The organism is Pseudoponticoccus marisrubri, from assembly GCF_001482405.1.
Classification (GTDB): Bacteria; Pseudomonadota; Alphaproteobacteria; order Rhodobacterales; family Rhodobacteraceae; genus Pseudoponticoccus; species Pseudoponticoccus marisrubri.
This window is the reverse complement of the sequence record NZ_LPXO01000003.1, coordinates 392,581-410,294: the sequence shown is the minus strand read 5'-3', so window position 1 is coordinate 410,294 and position 17,714 is coordinate 392,581. Positions and strand designations below refer to the sequence as shown.

Sequence of the window (17,714 nt, the reverse complement as noted above, 5' to 3'; positions counted from 1 at the left end):
CTGCTCGTCGGTCAGCCAGAAAAGGTCGCTCATGTCACCGCTCCGTTTTCAGAGCCGTGAATCATGCCGTACAGCGACAATCAATGCATCCTGACCCTACGGTTTTCCAAACGGAATTGCCGAAGCTTGGGACAATGCCGCAAATGGTGCATTGCTTTCGCAGCTGTCGATTGGCGGTCAAAGCCTATCCTCGTTGGAAGAAGATGATTATGTTCCGAGCACTCCATCGCCGTCACCGGCCTTTCCCGAAGGCGGCGTTACCGAAACCATCTCCTTTGCCAACGCGGCAGACGAATTCGGGTTGGCTGACGGCAGCGACGTAGCCGAACTTTACCTCGAATCCATCTTCGGCACCGCGATCTCGAACGTCACATACACAGGCAGCGAAGATGCGGCTTTCCTGGTTAGCGACTTCGAAATCCCGGAACTGAGTATCGATTTCGAGGGCGGTATCCTCCTATCTTCTGGCGGGTTCCACGGTCCCACATCAAACCCCAGCTTCATACAAGTCCGGCACGGCACGGATGGTGACACCGAGCTTGATGAGGCTTTGAGAACAGTTTTTCCGAGCACATATCAAACTGAAGATGCTTCTGTTATCACATTCGATCTATTCTTGGATGATGCAGATGTTGAAAGTCTAAGTTTTGATCTTGGCTACGGTACCGACGAGTATGGGCCGACAGGTCCGTTCGGTGATGATTATTTTGACGGGGCCGCAGTATGGGTTGATTCCAATCACGATGGCAACTTCGAACCAGATGAAGCCATAAGGCTACTGCCATTGGGGCTGGCCGATCACGATCTTGCACTAGACTATATCGATAATGAAATAGATTACTTTTCAAATACAAGCAATTACCCTATCGCATGGGAGGCGTTCGGTGCGCTCGCAGTCCAAGTGCCCCTTGAGCAGGGGTGGAACTCTATAAAGATTGCGGTTGCGGATATAGGCGACCAAGAGGTCGATTCTTCCATCTATGTCACGAACCTTGAGTTTCAGACGGGCGACGGCGTTCCTGTGATCGTCAACGGAACAGTTGATCAGAACAATCTTGATGCATCTGATGCGAACGAGACGTTCAACCTTGCGGACGGGATCGGATCCGTTTCCGGCACTCTCTCGGAGTTGAGGGACGACGTTATCTCGGGATTCGATCAGTTGAAGTCACTGGTGTTCGAAAGCGTGACTTTCCTCCGCTCGCAACTCAGTGTTTTTTCTGGCTCGGCAATCCTCGAAGTCGACATCAATCAGGATGGATCTCCGGACAGCAAGGTCACCCTCGAAGGCGATTTCAACGCTGGTGACTTCATGACCGCCCGCCTCGAAACGGATACGCAGGTTACCTTCGAAAGTTTCTTGACTGCGCTCCAAAATAGGAAGGCGGTCGACGGGAGTGAGATTAACGGGATCGTCAATGCCGAGTTCTTGAACGGTCACAACGTCACCAACATGACCGTGACCTTTGAGGCCAATGCGAGCGCGGGGTTCAACAACACGGTTGGCTACTATGAAATCGACCCAACCGGTCAACTCGTCAACGTTACAATCCTTGCCGCCAACGCAAAGACCGCATCCGGACCGATGGATATCACGGTGAGCGATCCGGACAATGATATCGGGTTCTTCCTTGTGCAAGATGGGGGCCGGCGCATTGATCAGGCCGAATTCGGTGCAGATGATTTCGAGTTCGTGAGCGATGGCGCGGGCGGCTTCGATCTTGCAAGCCAGGGCATAGTCCTGACCGGGATCAACGTCTTCTTCTCGCATGACGCTGCGCTGAACCCGGACGGGATGCAGCATGTCCTGTCCGGCGTCTCTGACGATGGGGAAGGCGCTCTGCGGATCGGCTTTGAAGATCTGATGCGCAACGGGAAAAGCGATGATGACTTTCAGGACGTCGTCCTGTACGTCGATATCGCCTAACGCCAGATACCGTAGGTCTCTTGAAAATACGAGATGGCTCGCCGATTGGAGGCATCTCGGCCAGCTTCATCGAATACACAATTCCGGAGTGCCTGGATGGCATCATTTGGTGCACGTTTGCATATTTCCTGACGCTTCGGCAGCCAGATCGGGATGTTGCGGCGTGCAAGGTGGCCCGAGAGCCAGATGTCATCGACCATCCAGATGTCGTCCGGGATGTCATACCAAGCCTCGTCAACGAAATGCGGTAGCATGACCGCCCCAGCATAGCCTTGGAGCAGATCGACGTACCCTGAGCGGGCAACAAGGCGACGGGCTGGTTTTTCCCCTCGTGTTCGCAATCGCTTCTCTCGCCATTGCTGCCCAATACGCTGCAAGCGGTAACGAGGGTCAAAATACTGTTTGCCAACCTTCGCTCGGTTTCGTTGGTGCAGTGGCACTGCTTCCGCCATCACGTCGGTCACTTGACGTCCGATCGCAGCAACACATTCGTTGGGTCGTGTTGCGTGTGCATCGAGAAGCCCAGTCGCCCAGTCCGGTGGATAAATGCGGTCATCATCACAAAAAAGAATTGGCGTGCTGGTTGCGGACAGGTCTTGAGAAGCGTGTAACACCTTGGACGCAGGTCCCAGATCATCGGCAACCCGCACGACGTTTATCCCATCCGGCACAGCGGGCAAGGTTTTTGACCAGTCGGGAAAGCGGCGGTAAGCCGAAGGTATGTAGATGCGGATTTCTTCGATATTTGCCGTTTGACAGAGAAGGCTTTCAACGACGGCCGAGAGGCCGTGAAATCTCGGAGGTATCGATGTCAGAGATATAATCGGCATTCGCAAGAGCACATTTCATGGAAACTTGTGGACACAGCGCTGCAATATTCGGCATGGGGGTAGGTGCAACACTTTGAGAAAATGGTCAGAGAAGCCAAGTTTGCCGTTTTCGTGATCGATGCTTCAAATCGACTGCTTTGGCATACTAAATACGCCATTGAATAGCTGATACATCCATCGGTGTAGGTTAGTTTTTTGGGGCTTTGTGGGTCATCGGATTCATTCGGCAAGCTCTCTTCCTTTTGGCGGAACATTGCACGCACGTTCACTATTGGCAACGAAGGAGGATTTGTCATGTGCACGTTTGACCTCCGGGCTGGCGCGAAGAGGGGGCCAGGAAACAGCCGCGAGAAACCAATTGCCGTGAGCAATCAGTTCCGGTAAGCTATGGTCAATATCAAGAGGTTTTTGACATGCGCTCAGGCGTTCGAACGAAGAAAGCATGCGAGATCGCCAGGGTCGACCCGGCTCGTTTCAACGAGATGGTCCATGCTGGGCATTATCCTTGTGCGCCTCAGACGCGCCCCGGGTCTGCGCGCATCTTCGATCTCGATCAGACCGTTGCTTTGAAGATCTTTGGAAATTTGCTGTCGATGTCCGTGGCTCCTGAGCGGGCTGGGCAGATCGCTTGCACGGCTTACCAGATGTTCGAAGGTCAACAGAATGTGGAGCGCTTGGTCTACTCCTGTGATTGGTCCAGCGAATGGTTCTTGGAGGAAGAAGGCCCTTTCCCTCAACTTCGAATGTCCCGGGCTCTGAGTTTGGTCCTCGACATATCTGAACTTCGTGAACAGGTCGGCGACGCACTTAAGTGGGAGGAACAGTTTGGAAAAGGGGAGGACTATGCTGCCTCTTAGTTTGTCGATTTCGAGCCGCTCCCGCCAAGGGAATGAGTGCAAATCGATGACCAGTAAGAACGCAACAAATTTCCGCATCCACGCGGCAGGTCGGAAACATTGTGCGTTTTCGGCTGGGTGCTACGTGCCTACGTTGATGGAGGGCGATTTGTCGCACTTATATGGAGGTGGGGATGGGTAAGCGCGCAATCTTTGGCGACCTTCCGCCCGCGTTCCCGTCCAAGGCCACGCTGGCGGCTGAGTTGGACATTAGCGAGAGCACGGTTGACGAGTGGGTGAAGCGCGACTTCCTGCCCAAGCCGATCCGTCGCGGCGGCGCTGTCCGCTGGTGCTGGGCTGAGGTCGCGGCGTGTCTGCATCCGCAGACGAACGGCGACACGGATCAATTCATGGCGGGGCTTGACAATGTCTAGCGTATCCCTGCCGCGCCATGTGCGTCGCGTCGTGTCCCGTGGGCGCGAATACTTCTACTATCAAGAGGGCAGGGGCACCGCCCACGCCGGCGAGCGCATCCGGCTTCCCGACGATCCGCAGGCGCCCGAGTTTTGGAGCGCGGTGCGGCAAGCTCTAGGCACCTTCGGCCCCACGGCGACGGATACCATTGGCGCGCTGATCGATGCATTCGAGGTCTCTTGGCAGACGCGGCAACGCAAGATCAGCAAGGGCACACAAGAGCATTACCGTCGCTACCTCAAGCCCGCCCGCAAGGCGTGGGGCGACCTGCCAGCGCGGGAACTCCGCCCGCGTCATGTGGATGCGCTCATTCGCAAGATCGGGGCTGAAAAGCCCGGTGCGGCAAACAACGTCCTGGACGCGCTCAAGGCGATGGTGGCCTGGGCAAACGGTCCGGTCGAACTGCTGACCCATGACCCGACGCAAGGCGTCGAGCGGTTCGCCAAGGGCGAGGGGCACCGGCCCTGGACGCCCGAGCAACTGGACTACGGGTAAAAGCACTTCACGGGCATGATCCGCCGCTTCTACTTCCTGAGCCGCTACACTGGCCAGCGGATCAGTGACGTGGTGCGCCTCAACCCGAACGATGAAGACGACGGCGGTTTCAGCCTGCCGCAGAAGAAAACCGGCGTGAAGCCGTGGTGCCCGATCTTCCCGGAACTGGAAGCCGAAATGGCGACGTGGGAGCGGCGTCCCGGGCCGTTCCTCTTGCAAGAGGATGGCAAGAGCAAGGGCAAACCGCTCAGCACGAATCAGATGTGGAAGGCGTTTGACCGCGAACGCCAGAAGCACCCGATCCTAGCGGGTGCGGTGCCTCATGGCCTGCGCGCCAATGCAGTTATCCGTCTGCGGGCGGCTGGTTACTCTGCTCTGCAAATCTCGGATATGGTTGGGATGTCTGTCGAGATGGTCGAACACTACTGTCGCCATGCTGACCGGAAGGCCAGCGGACAGGCTGTTTTGAGGGAAACGCCCGAACGACACGACGATACTACTGTAAAACACTGGAAAAGTGGAAAGCAAAAATGACGACTATGCAGGCACTTAGCCGTCAGAAAAGAGAGTGCAGGCTTCTGTTGCCAGGTGCCTGCGAACCCCGCCTTACGCGGCTAGGCGCAAGGGCTTAGATTTCGGTCTTGTCACTGCTTACGCAGCAACTGCAACCGGAGCATGATTGTCGTTGGCAATTATGCAATGTGAACCGATAACGGTGGTATCTCACCGGGACAAAGCAACATCTTTACACGTTCGTCGATCCTGTTTCGGCCCCATGACCCGCCAACGACCGGGTGTTTGGTGGAGCCGCCGGGTACCGCCCCCGGGTCCGATCCGCTTATTACATGCGCGTTTATGCCCATAGTTCCCGAAGGAACACTGCCAATATAAGCGGATGAGCGGCGTTTGCAATGGGGGCGTGGCCTAGATCCGGCCGAGGTTGACCGCGATCAGGAAAGCCGAGGGCAGGGCCTCGAACAGGAACCACATCAGCGCCTTGGGCTGCGGCGGCTGGTCGAGCACCATCGACACGGCCCGCCCCATGGCGGCCCCGCCATAGGCCACGCCCAGCATCAGGTAGGCGGGCGGGCCCAGCACGAAACAGGCCAGACCCATGGCCACGAAGAGCCCGCCGGCCGAGGCGCGCAGCTCGCTCAGCCCCATGGAGCTGTCGCCGATGCGGAAGTCCAGCACGTTCGCCGTGTAGCGCGGCGCGACAAAGCCGAACAGGCCGAAGGCGATGGTGACAAGGGCAATGGCGATCTGGGTGATCTCGATCATGACGGGCCTCTTTTCCTGATGCGGGTCAGCTAGCGTGGTGCGGCCCCGGGGCGAGGGTCAACCGGTCAGGGCAAAGCGCGCATGTGCGGTCAGCTGGCCCTCGGGCTTGGCGCGGCCGGTCTGGGTCAGGTCGATCAGGTGGGCCAGCACGTTGCGCTCGGCCGCCGGCAACAGCGCGGTCGGCACGTCCGTATAGATCCGCCGCGCGAGGCCCGGCGCATCCGCCGGCCCGTCCGCCAGCGCCGCCACGATGGCCGCCTCGCGCGCCATGCGGTGATCGTACAGCGCCGCGAGGCGCGCCATCGGATCGGTGACCGGCGCGCCATGCCCGGCATGGAACAGCTGCCAGCGGTGCTGCCGTAACCGGCGCAGCGAGTCCATGAAGGCCGTCAGGTCGCCATCGGGCGGCGAGACCAGCGAACTGGCCCAGCCCATGACGAGGTCGCCGGTGAACAGCGTGTCGCCCCAGGCAAAGCTCAGGTGATTGGCCATGTGCCCGGGCGTGTGCAGCGCGGTGATCCGCCAGCCCGCGCCCTCCAGCTCGGCGCCGTCGGCCAGGGTGATATCGGGCGCAAACGCCGCGTCCACGCCTTCGCCGCCACCCACGAGCCCCCCGGCGGCCAGCCCGGCCATGACCGGGCTGCGCCCGGCGGTGGCCGGGCCGAATCCCAGCACCGGCGCGCCCGTCGCCTCGGCCAGTGGGCGGGCCAGCGGCGAATGGTCGAGATGCGCATGAGTCACCAGCACATGGGTGATGCGCTGGCCGGGCCCGACCGCCGACAGGATCGCCTGCAGATGGGCCGGATCGTCCGGGCCGGGGTCGATCACCGCCAGCCCGGTCTCGCCCAGCAGGTAGGTATTGGTGCCCCGGAAGGTCATGGGCGAGGGGTTGTTCGCCACGATGCGGCGCAGCCCCGGCGTCAGCGCCTCGGCCATGCCCGGGACGGGGCGGAAATCGGGATCGGGGTCCTGCATGGGCGTGGCTCCTTTGTCGTGGTCTTGCCGCCGGGCTTCGCCTAGGGTCTAGCCATGTCCTTCGAATGGCTCAAACACTACATGCCGCGCAGCCTGTATGGCCGGGCCGCGCTGATCCTTGTCCTGCCGGTGGTGACGCTGCAGCTGGTAGTCTCGGTCGTGTTCATCCAGCGCCATTTCGAGGGCGTGACCGAGCAGCTGACCGGCGAGCTGGCGCGCGCCGTGAACCTTGCGCTGGAGCGGCCGGAGGAGACCGGGCTGGCCCGCGCGCTGGAGATGCGGCTGGTCGAGATCCCGCCCGAGACGCTTCCCGAGGAGAACCTGCGGCGCTGGTACGACCTGTCCGGGCTGATCGTGATCCGCGAGCTTTATCGCACCGTGCCCGCGCTGGAGCGGGTCGAGCTGCCCGACAACCGCACGGTGCAGCTGTACCTGCGCGGCGACGGGACGCTCTACCGCACCCGGATCGACCGCGAGCGGCTCTCGGCCTCGAACCCGCACCAGCTGCTGGTGAACATGGTGTTCTTCGGGGCGCTGATGACGCTGATCGCCTTTCTCTACCTGCGCAACCAGCTGCGCCCGATCACCCGGCTGGCCGAGGCGGCCGAGGCCTTCGGCCGGGGGCAGGCGCTGCCCTACAAGCCCTCGGGCGCGGTCGAGGTACGGTCGGCCGGGCAGGCCTTTGTCGAGATGCGCAACCGGATCGAGCGGCATATCGAGCAGCGCACCATGATGCTGTCGGGGGTCAGCCATGACCTGCGCACGCCGCTGACGCGGCTGCGGCTGGGCCTGTCGCTGCTGGATGACGACGACCGCGCACCGCTGGAGCGGGATGTCGAGGAGATGCAGCGCCTGATCGACGCCTTCCTCGACTTCGCGCGCGGCGATGCCGACCGGGGCGAGACCGAGCCGGTCGATCCCGCGGCGCTGGCCGCCGAGATCGTGGCCGATGCCTGCCGGGCCGGGCATGACGTTGCGCTGGACGAGGGCGCGGGGCAGGGCGCGGTGATGCTGCGGCCCCGGGCGCTGCGCCGCGCGGTCGAGAACCTGGTCGCCAATTCCGTGCGTTACGGGACGCGCTGCATCGTGTCGGTCGAGTTGACGCCGACCGCTTTGCGCCTGCGGATCGAGGATGACGGGCCCGGCATCCCGCCCGAGGATCGCGACCGCGCGCTGCGCCCCTTCGTGCGGCTGGACCCGGCGCGCAACCAGGATCGCGGCTCGGGCGTAGGGCTTGGGCTGGCCATCGCGGCGGACATCACGCGGGCCCATGGCGGCATGTTGCTGCTGGGCAAGAGCGAGCGGCTGGGCGGGCTCAAGGCCGAGATCGTGATCGCGCTCTGAGCCGCGGGCCGATCCCGAAATTTTGAATTAAATCAGATCGCTCCGCCGCGCTTTGGTCAGGATCGCGTCACGGATTCGGCGCCCGGGCGGGACAGGGTCGCGCCATCCGCCGCGCTCCGGCCCGGCGCCCCCATGATGCAAGGAGTGTCCCATGAGCCTTACCGCCGCCCTCGTCCTGACGACCGGCCTCGGCCTGCCCGCCAGCGCACCGTCCGACCTGATCCTCGCGCAGGCGCAGCCCTATGTCGCCACGCAAGGTTACGTCTCGCCGCAATCGGCCAATTACATGACCACGGCCGATGGCTGCACCTATCGGCGCACGCAGGCACCCGGCTACCCGCCGCGCTGGATCCTGGTGCAGAACCCGCATCATCTGGGCATCCCGCCGTCGCGCGGCCATTGCAAGGGCATGAAATAGACCCCAGTACAGAAAACGGGCCGCCCGGTCGGGGCGGCCCGCAAGGTACATGGGTCTGACAGGGCCGGTCAGCCGGCCTCGTCCCACCACCAGACATCGGGCTGCCACGTGAACCAGTCGCCATAGATCGGCAGGCGTTCGGGATAGGTCAGCTCCTTGGCATGGGCCAGCCGCGAGACGTTGTACTGGTAGAGCGGGATCACGTAGCGCCCGGTGGTCAGGATACGGTCCAGCGCCCGGGTGGCGGCGATGAAATCGTCGCGGCTGCCGGCGTTCAGGATCTCGTCGATCATCGCCTCGGCCGCGGGCGAGTTCATGCCCATCCAGTTGCGCGTGCCCGGCGCCTCGACCCCCTCGGCGCCCCAGTAGAGCTTCTGCTCGTTGCCGGGCGACAGCGACAGGCCGCGCCAATACGAGGTCATGTCGAAATCATAGACATCGGTGCGTTCGTTATACTGGGCCGTGTCGACCATGTTGATGGTCGCCGCGATGCCGATGCGCTTGAGCCCTTCGACGAAGAGATCGGCGATGGTGGCGTATTCGTTCTCGCCCTGCCGCAGCAGGATCTCGAATTCGAACGGCTCGCCTGCCGCGTTCTTCATCACGCCCTCCTGCACGGTCCAGCCGGCATCGGCCATCAGGCGGATGGCGCGGCGCAGGTTGGCGCGGTTGCGCTCGGTTCCGTCCGAGACAGGCAGGGCATATCCCTCCATGGCGCCTTCCAGCAGTTCGGCCTCGTAGGGCAGCAACAGCTCGCGCACGCGCCCCTCGGCCGGGCCGGGCTTCATGCCCAGAAAGGAGTTCGAGAAATACGAGGTGATGCGCGGCTGTTCCGAGCCTGTCATCGCCTCGTTCACGTATTCGAAGTTGAAGGCGTGCATCATCGCGTCGCGCACGCGCCAGTCGGCGAACAGCTCACGCCGCGTATTCATGACAAAACCGCGAATCCCCGAGGGGCGCGCATGCGGGATCAGCGACTTGACGACCTCGCCCTCCTGGATGGCGGGGAAATCGTAATTGCTCTCCCATTTCTCGGCATTGAACTCGCGATGCGAATTCAGCACGCCCGCCTTGAACGCCTCGAACAGCGCGGTCTCGTCACCGAAGAACTCCATCCGGATCGTGTCGAGATTATGCGTGCCGCGGCGGAAGGGCAGATCGCGACCCCAGTAATCGGGATCGCGGCTCAGCTCGACGAAGCGGCCGGCCTCGAAATCGGTGACGACATAGGGCGCGCTGCTGATCGGCACGATGTCGATGCCCGAGGCGTCGAAGGCGCGCCCCTCCCACTGGGCCTTTTTCAGGATCGGGCGCATGCCGATGATCAGCGCCAGCTCGCGATCTGCCACGTTGAAGGTGAAGCGGATCTTGCGCGGGCCGGTCTGCTCCATCGTCTCGACCTTGCCCCAGGTGCCGCGGTAGCGCGGGTGCCCCTTGGTGCCCAGCGTCTCGTAGGACCACATGACATCCTCGACTGTCACCCGGCTGCCATCCGAGAACCGCGCTTCGTCGCGCAGGGTGAATTCCACCCAGTCCCGATTCGGCCCGGTTTCGATGGATTCGGCCAGAAGCCCGTAAAGCGAGAAGGGTTCGTCCCAATTCCGGCCCATCAGGGATTCGTAGGCCAGGAAGCGCAGCGCCCAGGGCGTGGAGCCCTTGAGGATATGCGGATTGAGGCTGTCGAAGCTGCCGACCTCGCCGGTGGCGATGCGCCCGCCGGTGGGCGCATCCGGATTGGCATAGGGCAGGGACACAAAATCCGGTGGCAGTTGCGGGTCGCCATACATAGCTATGCCATGCTGTGGCTCGGCCCACGCGGCCTGCGCCGCGAGAATCAGCGAAGCTGCCGCCGCCTGCTGGCGCAGCTTTTGGAAAAAATTAACGTTCATTTCGGCAACAATCCCTGACCGCCCTTGTTTTGTTGGCCCGAACCGTAGCGGTGCTTTTACGCGTTTTCAAACTTTTAGCTTGGACTCGAAGGCTGAAAGGCTTATAAAGGCCTTACTGCTCGATAGGTTTCTTGCCTGTATGAAACCTGCCTCAATGACTGAACCCCGGCTTCGGCCGGGGTTTTTTTTATCCCGCAACCGCCACCGAGGACAGCAGCCTGCCATTCTGCTAGGCTGCCCGGGGGATCACATTGACGGGAGCGCGATCATGGCCGAGCTGACGGACATCATCGCGGCTTATGGCGCGGCCTGGCGCGAGGGCGACGCTGCGCGCCGTGCCGGGTTGCTGCAGATCGCCTGGGCCGAGGATGGTCTCTACCAGGATCCCACGGGCGAGGCGCGCGGCCGCGACGCGCTGGTGGCGCATATCGGCGGTTTTCTCGAGGCCTATCCTGGTGCCACGCTGACGCTGACCTCGGGGATCGATCTGCATCACGACCGGCTGCGCTTTGGCTGGCGGATGACGCTGGGCGACGGCTCGGTGCTGACCGACGGCATCGATATCGGGCGCGTCGACCCGGACGGGCGGCTGACCGAGATCATCGGCTTCTTCGGCCCGCTGCCCGCGCCGGCGTGACGCGCCTCGTGTCTTTCGTTTTTCGCATCTGCGGCATATAGCTGTCGGCAGAGTTTCTGGACAAAACGAGGGCGCCTCATGTCGCTGAATGGAAAGACCGCAATCATCACCGGGTCCAATTCGGGGATCGGGCTGGGCATTGCCCATGAACTGGCCAAGGCAGGGGCCGCAGTGGTGATCAACTCCTTCACCGATCGCGACGAGGATCACGCCATCGCCAAGGAGATCGCCGACACGCACGGGGTGAGCGCGCGCTACATCAAGGCCGACATGTCCAAACCCGAGGAATGCCGCGCGCTGATCGACCAGGCGGGCGCCTGCGACATCCTGGTGAACAATGCCGGCATCCAGCACGTGGCGCCGATCGACCAGTTCCCGCCCGAGAAATGGGATGCGATCATCGCGATCAACCTGTCCTCGGCCTTCCACACCACGGCCGCGGCGCTGCCGAAGATGCGCGAGGCCGGCTGGGGCCGGGTGGTGAATATTGCCAGCGCCCACGGGCTGACCGCCTCGCCCTACAAATCGGCCTATATCGCGGCCAAGCATGGCATCATCGGCATGACCAAGACCGTCGCGCTGGAGACCGCCGAGGAGCCGATCACCGCGAACGCGATTTGCCCGGGCTACGTGCTGACCCCGCTGGTCGAGGCGCAGATCCCCGACACGATGAAGGAATACGACATGGATCGCGAGACGGTGATCCGCGAGGTCATGCTCAAGCGGCAGCCCTCGAAGGAATTCGCCACGGTCGAGCAGATGGGCGGCACCTGCGTCTTCCTGTGCTCGGACGCGGCGGCGCAGATCACCGGGACCACGATCAGCGTGGATGGCGGCTGGACCGCACTCTGAGGCGGCATCGCGGGGTGGCTGCGGAGGAGGGGGCGCTGCCCCGCCCTTCGGGCCCCCCGGAGTATTTTCGGAAAGATGAAAGGGAGGCCGGCATGGCAGAGCCCGTCCGCATCAACCTTGCCCTGCAGGGCGGCGGCGCGCATGGCGCCTTTACCTGGGGCGTGCTGGACCGGCTGCTCGAGGAGGAGCGCATCGAGATCGCGGCGGTCTCGGGCACCTCGGCGGGGGCGCTGAACGGCGCGGCGCTGAAATCGGGCTGGCTGGAGGATGGCCGGGCCGGGGCGAAGGCGCGGCTGGACTGGACCTGGCGGCAGATCGGGGCGCTGGACGACATGGCACTGCCGGCCTGGATGCATCCCTGGCTGCCCGATCCGGGGATGGTCAGCCGCTCGGTGGAATACTCGCTGCCCTACGTGATGGGCGAGGCGGTGGGGCGCATGGTGTCGCCCTATGCCTGGGGGCCGCTCTACGACAACCCGTTGAAGAAGGTCGTGGAAGCCTTTGATTTCGGGAAGGTTTGTGCGCTGGAAGGGCCCGCGCTCTTCATCTGCGCGACCAATGTGCGCAATGGCAAGGTGCGGGTGTTCAGCGGCAATGACATCACCACCCGGTCGATCCTGGCCTCGGCCTGCCTGCCGACGCTGTTCCAGGCGGTGGAGCTGACCGACCCGGTCACCGGCACCGTGGAGGCGTTCTGGGATGGCGGTTATTCGGGCAACCCGGCGCTGTTCCCGCTCTACGAGCCGGAATTGCCCGACGACCTGGTGATCGTGAACATCAACCCGCTCTACCGCGAGAAGCTGCCGGTGACGCCGCCGGAAATCCAGAACAGGATCAACGAGATAAGCTTCAACTCGTCGCTGCTGCGCGACCTGCGGGCGATCAATTTCGTGCAGCGGCTGATCCAGGACGGGGCGATCCGCGAGGGCGCGATGAAGCGGCTGCGGGTGCACATGGTCTCGGATGACACGCTGATGAACGAGCTGTCGGTGGCCACCAAGATGGTGGCCGTGCCCTCGGTCATCGCGCAGCTGAAGGAGGCGGGCCGGCGCGCCGCGGGGCAGTTCCTGGCCGATCATTTCGACGATCTGGGCACGCGGCAGAGCGCCGATCTGCGGGCCATGTTCGACTGAGAAACCTGCCCGTTTCGTACGAAACGGGCAGGCAATCCGCCATTTCGTACGAAACCGGCCGCCGGTCAGGAGGCCTTGCGGAAGCGGCCCTCGATCGCGGCCTTGGCCTCCTTGCCGTTGGGGTAGACCAGCCCGGCCGAGATCACCAGCTTGGCGGCATCCTCGATCGACATGTCGAGCTCGATCACGTCCTCCTCGGGGAAGAAGAGCAGGAAGCCCGAGGTCGGGTTCGGCGTGGTCGGCACGAAGACCGAGACCAGCCCGCCCATGGTCTGCGCCTTGGCGGCCACCTCGCCGCGCGCATTGGTCGAGATGAAGCCGATCGCCCAGATGTCCTTGCGCGGGTACTGGATCAGGCAGGCCTTCTCAAAGCTGCGCTCGGACTGGGCAAAGACCGTCTCGGCCAGCTGCTTGATGCCGGAATAGATCGAGCGCACCACCGGGGTGCGGTCGACCAGCTGTTCGGCGAAGCTGATCAGCGAGCGCCCGATCAACCCCTTGGCAATCCATCCCACGGTGATGGTGAAGACGAGGAAGATCACCACGCCGAGGCCACGCACATTGACCTCGATCCGGTCCTCGCCGGACAGGCCGAGGAAGCGGTTCAGCAGCTCGGTCGGGTGATAGGCATCGGGCACGAAGGGCCAGACGAAACCGTCGACCCAGCCGATCACGGTCCAGATCAGCCAGACGGTCAGCCCGACGGGCGCGATCACGACGATGCCCGTCAGGAAGGAGTTGCGCAGGCGGGCGATGGGACCGGCGCGCTTGGGCTCGGGGTCGAAGGGCGTTGTCATGCGGAACCGATCCGGGGGTGTGCAGCTGCGTTCAAATTAGGCGCTCGCGCCGTGCTCTACAATGGGCGCGGGGCCGATCACGCATCTTCGCTGCGCAGGTCGCACAAGGCACGGGCAATTCCGGCCGCGAGCCGGGCATTGTTCAGCACCAGCGCGATATTGGCGTCGAGCGAGCGGCCCTCGGTCAGCTCGTAGATGCGCTGCAGCAGGTAGGGCGTCAGCGCCTTGCCTTGGATGCCGTGTTTCTCGGCGTCGCGCGTGGCGGCGGCGATCACCGGGGCGAGCTCGGCGCGCGGGATCTCGGCGGTCTCGGGGATCGGGTTGGCCACCAGCTGCCCGCCCGGCAGGCCCAGCTGCTGCCTTGCCCGGTGCGCGCGGGCGATGGGGGCGGGCGCATCCATGCGCAGGGGCGCACGCAGCCCGGCCTCGCGCGACCAGAAGGCCGGCAGCTGGTCCTGGCCATAGGCGATGACCGGCACGCCCAGCGTCTCGAGCACCTCGAGCGTCTTGGGCAGGTCGAGGATCGCCTTGGCACCGGCGGCGACCACGGTGACCGGCGTCTGGGACAGCTCCTGCAGGTCGGCCGAGATGTCGAAGCTGGCCTCGGCCCCGCGATGCACGCCGCCGATCCCGCCGGTGGCGAAGATGTCGATGCCGGCGCGCGCCGCAGCGATCATCGTGGCGGCCACGGTGGTGGCGCCGGTGCGCCCCTCGGCGATGCAGACGGCCATGTCGGCGCGCGACAGCTTGGCCACGTGCTTGGCCTGCGCCAGCGCCTGCAGCTGGTCATCGTCGAGCCCGACGCAGAGCCGGCCCTCGATCACCGCCACGGTGGCCGGCGTGGCGCCGGCCTCGGTCACCGTGGCCTCGACCCGGCGGGCGACCTCGAGATTCTGCGGCCAGGGCATGCCATGGGTGATGATGGTGGATTCCAGCGCGACGACCGGCCGGTTGGCGGCCAGCGCCTCGGCAACGGGGGTGGAGAGGGTGACGGGGCTCATGAGGCGATTTCTCCGGAAACATGTGCGGCGGCGGCGGCCAGCGCGCGGTCGAGCGCCTGCGCCCGCCCGGCGCCGGCGCGTTCGGCCGCGATATGGGCGGCCATGAAGGTGTCGCCCGCGCCGGTGACGCGCGTCACCAGCACCTCGGGCGGGCAGGCCGAAAGGGTTTCGGTGCGCGAGGCCTCGGCGCAGAGCTTGCCGCCATTGGTGACCAGCACCCGCGCCGCGCCGCGCGCGACCAGCGCCTGCGCGGCCGTCTGCGCATCGTCGAACGCGGTCTGGCAGAGCAGCCCGGCCTCTTCGAGATTGACATAGAGCGTGCCGCGCCCGGCGCGCAGGAAAGGCAGCAGCCGTTCGGCCTTGCCCGGCGAGGCCGGCGCGATGCGCAGGTCGGCGGCGGCAAAGCCCGGATGACCGGCGATCTCGGCCAGAAGCGATTCGGTCAGGTTGCCGTCCAGCGCCACGGGGCCGTCATAGGGCGTCTGCGCATTCCCCAGCGTGCCGTCGCTCAGCGGGCGCAGGATCTTGGAGCCTGCGGCTTCGAGCGAATGCGCATCGGCAATGGCCGCGACCAGCCCGCCGGTATCCTCGATCGCCATGTAGCGGTCGGTGGGCAGATCCTCGGAGCGGTAGAGATAGCCCGTCTCGAGCCCCAGCCGCGCGCATTCGGTGACAAGGTCGTCGCCCTCGGCATCGCGGCCCACGGCCGAGAGCAGCGCGGGCCGCAGGCCGAACCGTGCCAGCGTGATGGCGATGTTCAGCGCCACGCCGCCGGGCAGGCGGGTGATGCGGCCGGGCACGTCGGCCCCGGGCCGCATGGTCGAGGCGGTCCGGCCGATCACGTCCCACAGGACGGAGCCGATGCAGAGGATGTCGGGCGCGCGTGTCATGGCCTGAGTAGTGCCGCGCGCGGGCGCGGCGCGCAAGGGCCGAGCGGGCAGGGCGCGTGGCCCGTCGGGACGGGGCGTTGCGTCACGCCCGGCGCGGCTTTCGGTCGGGCCGGCGCTGGCCTATGATGCCGCGTGGACAAGACGGGAGGCCCGAGATGAACGAGATGGCAGATGTGAGACCCGAGCTGAAGGCCAAGGACGCGCCGGACCTGGGCCCGTTCGACTGGGCCGATCCGCTGCGCCTGGTCGACCAGCTGAGCGAGGAGGAGCGCATGCTGGCCGAGGGCGCGCGCGCCTTTGCCGAGGAACAGCTGGCGCCCCGCATCCTCGACGCCTTCGAGCAGGAAACCGTGGATCCCGAGATCTTCGCGCTGATGGGCCAGATGGGCCTGCTGGGCGTGACGGTGCCCGAGGCCTATGGCGGGCTGGGCGGCTCCTACGTGTCCTACGGGCTGGTCGCGCGCGAGATCGAGCGCGTCGATTCGGGTTACCGCTCGATGATGTCGGTGCAATCCTCGCTGGTGATGTACCCGATCCACGCCTATGGCTCGGAGGCGCAGCGCAAGCGCTACCTGCCCAAGCTGGCCAGTGGCGAGATGATCGGCTGTTTCGGCCTGACCGAGCCCGATGCCGGCTCGGATCCCGGGGCGATGAAGACGCGGGCCGAGAAGATCGAGGGCGGCTACCGGCTGACCGGCTCGAAGATGTGGATCTCGAACGCGCCGATCGCCGATGTCTTCGTGGTCTGGGCCAAGTCCGACGCGCATGACGGCAAGATCCGCGGCTTCGTGCTGGAGAAGGGTCTCAAGGGGCTCTCGGCGCCCAAGATCGCCAACAAGCTGTCGCTGCGCGCCAGCGTCACGGGCGAGATCGTGCTGGACGGGGTCGAGGTTGGCGAAGACGCGCTTCTGCCGCATGTTCAAGGGCTTAAAGGGCCTTTCGGATGTCTCAACCGGGCCCGCTACGGCATCGCCTGGGGCGTGATGGGCGCGGCCGAGTTCTGCTGGCACGCCGCGCGCGGCTACGGGCTGGAGCGCAAGCAGTTCGGCCGCCCGCTGGCGCAGACCCAGCTGTTCCAGCGCAAGCTGGCCGACATGCAGAGCGAGATCGCGCTGGGGCTGCAGGGCTGCCTGCAGGTCGGGCGCCTGATGGACGAGGGCCGCGCCGCGCCCGAGATGATCTCGATCCTCAAGCGCAACAATTGCGGCAAGGCGCTGGATATCGCGCGCATGGCCCGCGACATGCATGGCGGCAATGGCATCTCGGCCGAGTTCCAGGTCATCCGGCACATGCTGAACCTCGAGACGGTGAACACCTACGAGGGCACGCATGACGTGCACGCGCTGATCCTGGGCCGTGCGCAGACCGGGCTTCAGGCGTTTTTCTGACGCCCGGTCAATGGGTTGTGGCGCGCGGCTGCGACGTTACCTGAACCGGTCGGGGATCTCGATCGGTTGCAGGATCAGCGCCGTGCGCCCATCCGTGTAATAGGCCTGCGTGCGCCCGTCGCCGATATCTTCGAGCGTGAAGCAGTTCTCGGAATTGTCGCGGAAATTCTCGTAGCGCGTGCAGTAGGTGTTGCCCTCGATCCGGTAGCTGCCGGGCTCATCCTTGGGCGCGGCATCGGCGGGGCCGGCCATCCAGAGCGTCGAGGAGCCGTCGGCGTGATAGACCACGCTGGCCACGACCTCCATCGTCTCGGGGTTCACGCCCTGGTAGGCCTTTCCGGTGATGTAGTCACTCATGGCCTCGGCGCCGATCATCTCCTGCGCGGCGACCGGACCGGACAGGGCCAGCGACAGGGCGCAGATCGTGAAAAAGTGTTTTGTCATCGAGAAATCCCGTTTTGGTTGTGTGTCTGAGTCTTGGCAGGTTTTCCGGCAGGGTGGCAAGGCAAACCTTGTGCGGTGATTGACCGTGTATGAATCCTATAAT

The 17,714-nt window shown here is 64.2% G+C and carries 19 protein-coding genes and 1 other RNA gene; 10 read left to right on the top strand and 10 right to left on the bottom strand.

What is annotated here, in order from left to right; all coding sequences use genetic code 11:
• Positions 1-151 precede the first annotated feature (151 nt).
• Positions 152-1,927, top strand: a complete 1,776-nt coding sequence (locus AVJ23_RS22800; protein WP_157772644.1) for a choice-of-anchor L domain-containing protein — start codon at positions 152-154, stop codon at positions 1,925-1,927.
• Here the strand turns inward: AVJ23_RS22800 and AVJ23_RS22795 are convergent.
• Positions 1,924-2,757, bottom strand: a complete 834-nt coding sequence (locus tag AVJ23_RS22795; protein WP_157772643.1) for a glycosyltransferase family 2 protein — start codon at positions 2,755-2,757, stop codon at positions 1,924-1,926. The genes AVJ23_RS22800 and AVJ23_RS22795 overlap by 4 nt on opposite strands.
• Before the next feature lie 219 nt (positions 2,758-2,976).
• Positions 2,977-3,201: a hypothetical protein gene (locus tag AVJ23_RS22790; RefSeq protein WP_157772642.1), complete on the bottom strand. Its 225-nt coding sequence runs from the start codon at positions 3,199-3,201 to the stop codon at positions 2,977-2,979.
• Between the two features lie 586 nt (positions 3,202-3,787).
• Here AVJ23_RS22790 and AVJ23_RS07940 point away from each other — a divergent pair.
• Genes AVJ23_RS07940 through AVJ23_RS23320 form a run of 3 tightly spaced genes read left to right on the top strand, consistent with a single transcriptional unit; the run spans position 3,788 to position 5,096 of the window.
• Positions 3,788-4,027 carry a helix-turn-helix transcriptional regulator gene (locus tag AVJ23_RS07940; protein ID WP_058861648.1) on the top strand — a complete coding sequence of 80 codons (240 nt, stop codon included), beginning with the start codon at positions 3,788-3,790 and terminating at the stop codon, positions 4,025-4,027.
• Positions 4,020-4,562, top strand: a complete 543-nt coding sequence (locus AVJ23_RS23325) for a hypothetical protein (RefSeq protein WP_240484556.1) — start codon at positions 4,020-4,022, stop codon at positions 4,560-4,562. The genes AVJ23_RS07940 and AVJ23_RS23325 overlap by 8 nt, the downstream gene beginning before the upstream one ends.
• Positions 4,563-4,577: 15 nt before the next feature.
• Positions 4,578-5,096 carry a tyrosine-type recombinase/integrase gene (locus tag AVJ23_RS23320; RefSeq protein ID WP_240484554.1) on the top strand — a complete coding sequence of 173 codons (519 nt, stop codon included), beginning with the start codon at positions 4,578-4,580 and terminating at the stop codon, positions 5,094-5,096.
• Positions 5,097-5,129: 33 nt separating this feature from the next.
• On the opposite strand, the gene ssrA is transcribed toward AVJ23_RS23320, so the two are convergent.
• The 3 genes from ssrA to AVJ23_RS07925 all read right to left on the bottom strand — a co-directional run bounded on the left by ssrA (position 5,130) and on the right by AVJ23_RS07925 (position 6,818).
• Positions 5,130-5,478: a transfer-messenger RNA gene (gene ssrA, locus AVJ23_RS22210) on the bottom strand.
• Positions 5,479-5,486: 8 nt separating this feature from the next.
• Complete coding sequence (locus AVJ23_RS07930) at positions 5,487-5,843, bottom strand: DUF4345 family protein (RefSeq protein ID WP_058861615.1); 357 nt, start codon at positions 5,841-5,843, stop codon at positions 5,487-5,489.
• 57 nt (positions 5,844-5,900) lie between these two features.
• Positions 5,901-6,818 carry an MBL fold metallo-hydrolase gene (locus AVJ23_RS07925; RefSeq protein ID WP_058861614.1) on the bottom strand — a complete coding sequence of 306 codons (918 nt, stop codon included), beginning with the start codon at positions 6,816-6,818 and terminating at the stop codon, positions 5,901-5,903.
• A 54-nt stretch (positions 6,819-6,872) separates the two neighbouring features.
• On the opposite strand from AVJ23_RS07925, the gene AVJ23_RS07920 reads away from it, so the two are divergent.
• Together AVJ23_RS07920 and AVJ23_RS07915 are read left to right on the top strand one after the other, a co-directional pair.
• Positions 6,873-8,162: an ATP-binding protein gene (locus AVJ23_RS07920; protein ID WP_058861613.1), complete on the top strand. Its 1,290-nt coding sequence runs from the start codon at positions 6,873-6,875 to the stop codon at positions 8,160-8,162.
• Between the two features lie 151 nt (positions 8,163-8,313).
• Positions 8,314-8,580: a hypothetical protein gene (locus AVJ23_RS07915; protein WP_058861612.1), complete on the top strand. Its 267-nt coding sequence runs from the start codon at positions 8,314-8,316 to the stop codon at positions 8,578-8,580.
• Between the two features lie 68 nt (positions 8,581-8,648).
• Here the strand turns inward: AVJ23_RS07915 and AVJ23_RS07910 are convergent, their stop codons facing one another.
• A complete protein-coding gene (locus AVJ23_RS07910; RefSeq protein ID WP_437176749.1) occupies positions 8,649-10,334 on the bottom strand; it encodes an extracellular solute-binding protein in 1,686 nt (561 codons plus the stop codon).
• Positions 10,335-10,737: 403 nt separating this feature from the next.
• Here AVJ23_RS07910 and AVJ23_RS07905 point away from each other — a divergent pair, with 403 nt between their 5' ends.
• From AVJ23_RS07905 to AVJ23_RS07895, 3 genes are all read left to right on the top strand, one after another.
• Positions 10,738-11,106: a nuclear transport factor 2 family protein gene (locus tag AVJ23_RS07905; RefSeq protein ID WP_058861610.1), complete on the top strand. Its 369-nt coding sequence runs from the start codon at positions 10,738-10,740 to the stop codon at positions 11,104-11,106.
• A gap of 78 nt (positions 11,107-11,184) precedes the next feature.
• Positions 11,185-11,958, top strand: coding sequence for a 3-hydroxybutyrate dehydrogenase (locus tag AVJ23_RS07900; protein ID WP_058861609.1), 774 nt, complete (start codon positions 11,185-11,187; stop codon positions 11,956-11,958).
• Positions 11,959-12,050: 92 nt separating this feature from the next.
• Positions 12,051-13,091 carry a patatin-like phospholipase family protein gene (locus AVJ23_RS07895; RefSeq protein ID WP_058861608.1) on the top strand — a complete coding sequence of 347 codons (1,041 nt, stop codon included), beginning with the start codon at positions 12,051-12,053 and terminating at the stop codon, positions 13,089-13,091.
• A 65-nt stretch (positions 13,092-13,156) separates the two neighbouring features.
• On the opposite strand, the gene AVJ23_RS07890 is transcribed toward AVJ23_RS07895, so the two are convergent.
• The 3 genes from AVJ23_RS07890 to AVJ23_RS07880 all read right to left on the bottom strand — a co-directional run bounded on the left by AVJ23_RS07890 (position 13,157) and on the right by AVJ23_RS07880 (position 15,779).
• Positions 13,157-13,888 (bottom strand): DUF502 domain-containing protein, encoded by a 732-nt coding sequence (locus tag AVJ23_RS07890; protein WP_058861607.1) that lies wholly within the window; start codon positions 13,886-13,888, stop codon positions 13,157-13,159.
• 77 nt (positions 13,889-13,965) lie between these two features.
• Positions 13,966-14,889: a pseudouridine-5'-phosphate glycosidase gene (locus AVJ23_RS07885; RefSeq protein WP_058861606.1), complete on the bottom strand. Its 924-nt coding sequence runs from the start codon at positions 14,887-14,889 to the stop codon at positions 13,966-13,968.
• Positions 14,886-15,779 (bottom strand): PfkB family carbohydrate kinase, encoded by an 894-nt coding sequence (locus AVJ23_RS07880; protein ID WP_084794374.1) that lies wholly within the window; start codon positions 15,777-15,779, stop codon positions 14,886-14,888. The genes AVJ23_RS07885 and AVJ23_RS07880 overlap by 4 nt, the downstream gene beginning before the upstream one ends.
• Positions 15,780-15,943: 164 nt before the next feature.
• On the opposite strand from AVJ23_RS07880, the gene AVJ23_RS07875 reads away from it, so the two are divergent.
• Entirely contained in the window at positions 15,944-17,167 is a 1,224-nt protein-coding gene (locus tag AVJ23_RS07875; protein ID WP_058861647.1) for an acyl-CoA dehydrogenase, read from the top strand.
• Positions 17,168-17,203: 36 nt separating this feature from the next.
• Here AVJ23_RS07875 and AVJ23_RS07870 read toward each other — a convergent pair whose 3' ends face one another.
• The gene (locus AVJ23_RS07870; protein WP_058861604.1) at positions 17,204-17,611 is read right to left on the bottom strand and encodes a hypothetical protein; all 408 of its coding nucleotides are present in this window, start codon (positions 17,609-17,611) and stop codon (positions 17,204-17,206) included.
• Positions 17,612-17,714: the final 103 nt, after the last annotated feature.